We start from the raw sequence: 5,512 nt of genomic DNA, 5'->3' as shown, positions 1-5,512 counted from the left end.
TCAATCGCCGGAGGGGCTTGAGTTGGCCGGCTGAGGGGCCTGAGCTGCGCGGCTGAGGTGGATTGCGCGAGGGGCTTGAGTTGTTCCGTACCCCCGGTGGCCCCGGGGGCGGTCGGCGTTGATGCTGGGGGCATGGAGAAGAGTGAGGCGGACGGACCCGGGATTCGGGTCGCCTCCGCCGCCGGGCACTGGGTCGTCCTGACGACCGTGCTCGGGTCGAGCATGGCCATGCTCGACTCCACCGTCATCAACGTCGCCCTGCCCCGTATCGGCGAGGACCTCGGCACCGACCTGGCCGCACTCCAGTGGACCGTCAACGCCTACATGCTGACGCTCGCCGGGCTGATCCTGCTCGGTGGGGCGCTCGGTGACCGGTACGGGCGGCGGAGGGTCTTCGTCATCGGGGTCGTGTGGTTCGCCCTCGCCTCGCTGCTCTGCGGCATCGCGCCCAACGCCTTCGTGCTCATCGCCGCCCGCGCCCTCCAGGGCGTCGGCGGGGCGCTCCTCACCCCCGGGTCACTGGCCCTGATCCAGGCGAGCTTCCATCCGGACGACCGGGCCCGCGCGGTGGGGCTGTGGTCCGGGTTCGGCGGGGTCGGGGCCGCCGTCGGGCCGTTCGTGGGCGGCTGGCTCGTCGACGGGCCCGGCTGGCGGTGGGTGTTCCTGCTCAACCTGCCGCTCGCCGCCGTCTGCGTGCCCATCGCCCTGCGCCACGTGCCGGAGTCCCGGAACCCTTACGCGCACGGCCGCTTCGACGTGCTCGGGGCGGCGCTCGGCGCGCTCGCCCTCGCGCTGGTGACGTACGCGCTGATCGAGGCGCCGGGGCTGGGCGCCTCCCCGGCGGTGATCGGGGCGGCGGTGGGCGGGGTGCTGCTCGGCGTCGCGTTCGTCCAGGTCGAGCGGCGGCGGACGTACCCCATGTTGCCGCCGTCGGTGTTCGCCTCCCGGCAGTTCACCACCGTCAACATCGTCACCCTCTGCGTGTACGCGGCGCTCGGCGGCTACTTCTTCCTCTCCGCGATCCAGCTCCAGGTCGTCGCGGGGTACTCGGCGCTCGGCGCGGGTACCGCGCTGCTGCCGACGACCGTCCTGATGCTGCTGTTCTCGGCCAGGTCGGGCGAGCTCGGCCAGCGCATCGGCCCCCGCATCCCGCTCACCGTGGGCCCGCTGATCGCCGCCACCGGAATGCTGCTGATGCTGCGGGTGGGGCCGGGCTCGAACACCGTCACCGGGTACCTGACCGACGTGCTGCCGGCCGTCGCCGTCCTCGGCGTCGGACTGGTCACCCTGGTGGCCCCGCTCACCGCGACCGTCCTGGCCTCCGTGGACACCGGCCGGGCCGGCCTCGCCAGCGGGATCAACAACGCCGCGGCCCGTGCCGCCGGGCTGATCGCGGTGGCCGCGCTGCCGCTGCTCGCCGGGATGGGGCCGGAGGCCTACCGGAACGCCGGGGAGTTCGCCGCGACCTTCCGGCGCGCCATGCCGATGTGCGCCGGGCTGCTGGTCCTCGGCGCGCTGATCGCCTGGTCGACCGTGCGCACGCCCCCCACGGCCGTACGGGACACCGCCCGTCCCGAGTGCGCGGTGCACTGCGGCGTTGCCGCCCCGCCGCTGGAGCCGGCCCCGGAAGCGGCACGCCAGGCGGACGACCCGTGAACGTCCCGGGCGGGCATTGTGCGCCCTTGGTGCCCCGGCGGCGCCGGTGCCAGGCACACTTGGACCCATGTCGATCCACGAGAACCTGCTCGGGGGCCCTGCCCCGACCCACCTGCCCGACGACCCGGGACCGCGCGAGCTGCTCGCGGCGGACGTCGCGCCCGCCGATGTCGCCGCGAAGTACCCGACCTCCTCGCTGGCCTGGGCGCAGCTCGCCGACGAGGCGTTCGAGGGCGGCCGGGTCATCGAGTCGTACGCGTACGCCCGCACCGGCTACCACCGCGGCCTGGACGCACTGCGCCGGGCCGGCTGGAAGGGCCACGGCCCGGTGCCGTTCGAGCACGAGCCGAACCGCGGCTTCCTGCGCGCCCTGCACGCCCTCGCGCGCGCCGCGCAGTCGATCGGTGAGCAGGAGGAGTACGAGCGCTGCTCGTCGTTCCTCCGCGACTCCTCACCGACCGCCGCCGAGACGCTCGGCTAGGGTCTTTCGTTTGGATCAGGCTGGATCAGGGAGCGGGGTCCGGTGCGTGCAGATGCAAGGCGGAGGAGGGAGTCGATGCGGAGCATGGGCGACCGACGACAACACGGCAGGTGCGCGTGCCGGACCCCGCGAGCCCGGCATGATCCAAACGAGAGGCCCTAGCACTTTCCGGGGCCCGCCGGGCCCCTGCCGCGCAGACCCCGCAGCCGTACCACTGCCTGCGGGGTCTGCGCGTCCCCGGGACAGGCGTTTAGGATGCGAGCAGGGGACCGGAGCTCCACCACCTCACGGAAGGGGCGGACCGCTACCCGGAAGCTCGTGTCGAGGAGACAGCAATGTCGACGATTCACCCCGACCCCGAAGCCACCGGTGCGCAGACCCCGCACCTCGACTTCGCGGGAACGACTCCGTACGAGGACTATGTCCAGGCGGATGTCCTGACCCACCTCCAGCACCTTCGCTCCGACGACCCGGGCGAGATGGTCTTCCTGGTCACCACCCAGGTCATGGAGCTTTGGTTCACCGTCATCGTCCATGAGTGGGAGACCGCCGCGCACGCCCTGCGCGAGGACCGGCTGCCGGTCGCGCGCGACGCGCTGAAGCGGTCGGTGCGGGAGCTGGAGGCGCTGAACGCCTCCTGGACGCCGCTCGCCCAGCTCACCCCCGCCCAGTTCAACTCCTACCGGTCCGCGCTCGGCGAGGGCTCCGGCTTCCAGTCGGCGATGTACCGGCGGATGGAGTTCCTGCTCGGCGACAAGTCCGCGTCCATGCTCGTGCCGCACCGGGGCGCGCCCCGCGTGCACGCCGAGCTGGAGAAGGCGCTCGGGGAGCCGGGGCTGTACGACGAGACCCTCGCGCTGCTCGCCCGGCGCGGCCACGCCGTGCCCCGGGCCGTGCTCGGCCGCGACCTCAGCCAGAAGTACGAGCCGTCGCCCGAGGTCGAGGCCGTCTGGGCGGAGATATACGCCAATCCGGACCAGAACGACGATCTGGTCCGGCTCGGCGAGGCGCTCACCGATGTCGGCGAGCTGGTGTGGCGATGGCGCAACGACCACCTCGTCGCCACCCGGCGGGCCATGGGCTCCAAGACCGGAACCGGCGGTTCGGCCGGCGTCGCCTGGCTGGAGAAGCGCGCCACGAAGAACGTGTTCCCCGAGCTCTGGACGGCTCGCAGCCATGTCTGATCTTCAGGAGCGCGCCCAGGCGCTCGACTCCGCCGACGAACTGGCTCCGCTGCGCGAGCTGTTCACGCTCGACGGCACCGTCTACCTGGACGGCAACTCGCTGGGCGCGCTGCCCCGCCACGTGCCCGCCCGGCTGCAGGACGTCCTGACCCGCGAGTGGGGCGAACTGCGCATCCGGTCCTGGGGCGAGAGCGGCTGGTGGACGGCGCCGGAGCGGATCGGCGACCGCATCGCCCCGATCGTCGGGGCGGCCGCGGGGCAGATCGTCGTCGGCGACTCGACGAGCGTGAACGTCTTCAAGGCCGTCGTCGCCGCGACCCGGCTGGCGCCGGAGGGCCGCGACGAGATCCTGGTCGACGCGAACACCTTCCCCACCGACGGGTACATCGCCGAGTCGGCCGCCCGGATGACCGGTCACCGGATCGTCCCCGTGGCCCCCGCCGATGTGCCTGACGCCCTCGGTCCGCGTACCGCGGCCGCCCTTCTCAACCACGTCGACTACCGCACCGGCAGGCTCCACGACCTGCCCGGACTCACCGCCGCCGTGCACGCGGCGGGCGCGATCGCGGTCTGGGACCTGTGCCACAGCGCGGGCGCGCTGCCCGTCGGGCTGGACGCGCACGAGGTGGACCTGGCGGTCGGCTGCACGTACAAGTACCTCAACGGCGGCCCCGGTTCGCCCGCGTACCTGTACGTCGCCGCACGCCATCAGGCGGCCTTCGACTCGCCCCTGCCGGGGTGGACGTCGCACGCCGACCCGTTCGCGATGACCCCCGGGTACGCGCCCGCCGACGGCGCCGTACGGGGCCGGGTCGGGACCCCCGACATCCTGTCCATGCTGGCCCTGGAGGCGTCCCTCGACGTGTGGGACGGGGTCGGGGTCGAGGCGGTACGGGCCAAGTCCCTGGCGCTGACGGACTTCTTCCTGGAGTGCGTCGCGGCGTACGTCCCCGAAGGACGCGTCACCCCGGTCACCCCGGCCGCCCACGCGGAACGCGGCAGCCAGGTCGCGCTGCGGTGCGAGGACGCCGAACCGGTGATGGGCGCGCTCATCGCACGCGGAGTCGTCGGGGATCTGCGCCGCCCGGACGTGCTGCGGTTCGGATTCACGCCGCTGTACGTGGGATTCGCCGACGCGGAACGCGCGGCGCGGCTGCTCGCCGAGGTGTTGGCCGCTCCGGCGGCGTAGGCTCCCTGGTCAGTCCGGCGACCGGCTCGCCCCGGTCGCCGGACGGGTTCCGTGCCCACCCGGGAGTGGGAAGAACGGGGTGCGACGGCCGTCGACGGCGAGGGGTTGCACCGCATGATCTTCGATATTCGCCTTGGCGGTGACGGTGACGGCGGGAGCTGCCCCGCCGGCTACGTGAGGGCCTCGCGCACGGTCCTCGCCGATGTGGTGCGACGCCCGGAGGACCTCCGTGTGCTGTGCGAAGCCGGTTTTCCGCAGGGCCCTTTCCGGATGGCCCCGCCTCTCGCCGCGGACGACTGCGTGGTCGAGACGAGCAGTGTGGTGGGCTTCGGCGAGGTGGTCGAGATCGCGGAGCTGGACTTCGGCGATCTGCTGCTCTTCGGCTCGGTCCAGGGCTGGTACCTCTTCCTCCACCTCGGCGACGGCACGGTGCACGCCTACCCCGACGAGATGGCGCTCTTCGTCGGAGACTTCCGTCCGGTGCACACGGACCTCTCCTCGCTCCGGCACATGCTGGAACTGCTGCACCGGCGCAAGCTGCGGATGAAACGCGAGCGGACCGGCCCCGTCGTCCTCTCGCCGCACGGCGAACTCGACCGCTTCGCCGACGGGATACTGGAGGAGTTCGCCGGTCTCGACCCGCTGGTCTTCTCCGAGGAGGACTCCAGGGAAAGCCCCTGGATCTTCTTCTTCGCCGACCTCCGGAGCGGGATGTACGACCCGTCCTACTAGCGACCCGGCCGGGCGGGTGTCCGCAGTGACCGCCACCGGGGCAGGGAACGCCTCCATACTGATACCGTCCCCGCAGGTCAGCCCAGTTGGGCATTGTCAGGGGACGGTTGGAGCAGCATGTCGGATTCTGCCGCGCGTGATCAGGACGCAGCCGAGACCGAGTCCGCGTTCTCGCATCCGGTGGTCGCCCCCGATGCCTCCGCCGCCTACGGCAGCCACCCGGACCAGACGATCGATTTCTACGCCCCGCACGACGGACGCACCGGCGCG

At 72.5% G+C, this 5,512-nt stretch carries 5 protein-coding genes and 1 pseudogene; all 6 read left to right on the top strand.

Translation table 11 applies throughout. The annotated features are described in order from the left end of the window. Window positions 1-132 precede the first annotated feature (132 nt). Window positions 133-1,656: an MFS transporter gene (locus tag J1C73_RS32850; RefSeq protein ID WP_207319556.1), complete on the top strand. Its 1,524-nt coding sequence runs from the start codon at window positions 133-135 to the stop codon at window positions 1,654-1,656. 67 nt (window positions 1,657-1,723) lie between these two features. Continuing rightward, entirely contained in the window at window positions 1,724-2,137 is a 414-nt protein-coding gene (locus tag J1C73_RS32845; protein ID WP_207319555.1) for a DUF3151 domain-containing protein, read from the top strand. Window positions 2,138-2,472: 335 nt separating this feature from the next. Beyond that, on the top strand, window positions 2,473-3,321 hold the full coding sequence (locus J1C73_RS32840; RefSeq protein ID WP_207319554.1) for a tryptophan 2,3-dioxygenase family protein: 849 nt from the start codon (window positions 2,473-2,475) through the stop codon (window positions 3,319-3,321). Further along, window positions 3,314-4,510, top strand: a complete 1,197-nt coding sequence (gene kynU / locus J1C73_RS32835; protein ID WP_207319553.1) for a kynureninase — start codon at window positions 3,314-3,316, stop codon at window positions 4,508-4,510. Before J1C73_RS32840 ends, kynU begins: the two co-directional genes overlap by 8 nt. 114 nt (window positions 4,511-4,624) lie before the next feature. After that, the gene (locus J1C73_RS32830; RefSeq protein ID WP_207319552.1) at window positions 4,625-5,242 is read left to right on the top strand and encodes an SUKH-4 family immunity protein; all 618 of its coding nucleotides are present in this window, start codon (window positions 4,625-4,627) and stop codon (window positions 5,240-5,242) included. 117 nt (window positions 5,243-5,359) lie between these two features. Then, window positions 5,360-5,512 (top strand): annotated as a pseudogene (locus tag J1C73_RS35315) (alpha/beta hydrolase); the annotation flags it as partial.

Origin of the sequence: Streptomyces laculatispora, from assembly GCF_017353455.1 — a bacterium.
GTDB lineage: Bacteria > Actinomycetota > Actinomycetes > Streptomycetales > Streptomycetaceae > Streptomyces > Streptomyces laculatispora.
Note: the sequence above shows the minus strand (reverse complement) of the source record. Positions and strands in the feature narration are given on the sequence as shown.